This window comes from Faecalicatena fissicatena, assembly GCF_016900595.1.
GTDB lineage: Bacteria > Bacillota > Clostridia > Lachnospirales > Lachnospiraceae > Claveliimonas > Claveliimonas intestinigallinarum.
In genome coordinates, this window is the sequence record NZ_JACLYY010000038.1 from 1 (window position 1) to 1,058 (window position 1,058).

At 52.9% G+C, this 1,058-nt stretch carries 2 tRNA genes and 2 rRNA genes; all 4 read right to left on the reverse strand.

Annotated elements, in window-relative coordinates:
* Positions 1–108: 108 nt before the first annotated feature.
* A tRNA-Ala gene (locus H7U36_RS15010) sits at positions 109–181 on the reverse strand.
* 48 nt (positions 182–229) lie between these two features.
* Positions 230–303: transfer RNA gene (locus tag H7U36_RS15015), tRNA-Ile, on the reverse strand.
* A 61-nt stretch (positions 304–364) separates the two neighbouring features.
* A 5S ribosomal RNA gene (gene rrf, locus H7U36_RS15020) occupies positions 365–482 on the reverse strand.
* A 72-nt stretch (positions 483–554) separates the two neighbouring features.
* Positions 555–1,058 (reverse strand): 16S ribosomal RNA (locus H7U36_RS15025); the annotation flags it as partial.

Below are 1,058 nucleotides of genomic sequence, written 5' to 3' on the forward strand. Positions count from 1 at the left end.
TCATCATCATCTCTGATGATGCCTCGGATGTCTTGATATTTTCATCAATTTCTTATATGCGGTTTTCAAGGTACATTCGGATGAGCAGGATGTTTCCTTTTCATCCAATGGAGAATACGAGATTCGAACTCGTGACCTCCTGCTTGCAAGGCAGGCGCTCTCCCAACTGAGCTAATCCCCCGGATGGGCTTAAGTGGGCCTTTCCTCCTTGATCGAAGGCGTTAGCCAATGGGCTTAAGTGGACTCGAACCACCGACCTCACGCTTATCAGGCGTGCGCTCTAACCGGCTGAGCTATAAGCCCGTTTCCAAAAGGGCTTTCCGCCACTTTCTCCCGTCCTTCCGGACTCTCTTTTCTTTTTTAATGCTGGCGGCCACCTGCTCTCCCACACCGTCTCCAGTGCAGTACCATCGGCCTCCCGGGGCTTAACCATCGTGTTCGGGATGGGTACGGGTGTTTCCCCCGGGCGCATCGCCACCAGCAGCAAGTCATCTGCTTTTGACAGCTTGATAACTCAACAATAGACAACAGCCCTTACTTCTTCTTTTCCTTAGAAAGGAGGTGATCCAGCCGCACCTTCCGATACGGCTACCTTGTTACGACTTCACCCCAGTTACCGGTCCCGCCTTCGGCAGCTCCCTCCGTAAAGGTTGGGTCACTGACTTCGGGCGTTACCAACTCCCATGGTGTGACGGGCGGTGTGTACAAGACCCGGGAACGTATTCACCGCGACATTCTGATTCGCGATTACTAGCGATTCCAGCTTCATGTAGTCGAGTTGCAGACTACAATCCGAACTGAGACGTTATTTTTGAGATTTGCTCCGCTTCACAGCCTCGCCTCTCTTTGTTTACGCCATTGTAGCACGTGTGTAGCCCTGGTCATAAGGGGCATGATGATTTGACGTCATCCCCACCTTCCTCCAGGTTGTCCCTGGCAGTCCCTCCAGAGTCCCCACCATTACGTGCTGGTTACTGAAGGTAAGGGTTGCGCTCGTTGCGGGACTTAACCCAACATCTCACGACACGAGCTGACGACAACCATGCACCACCTGTCTC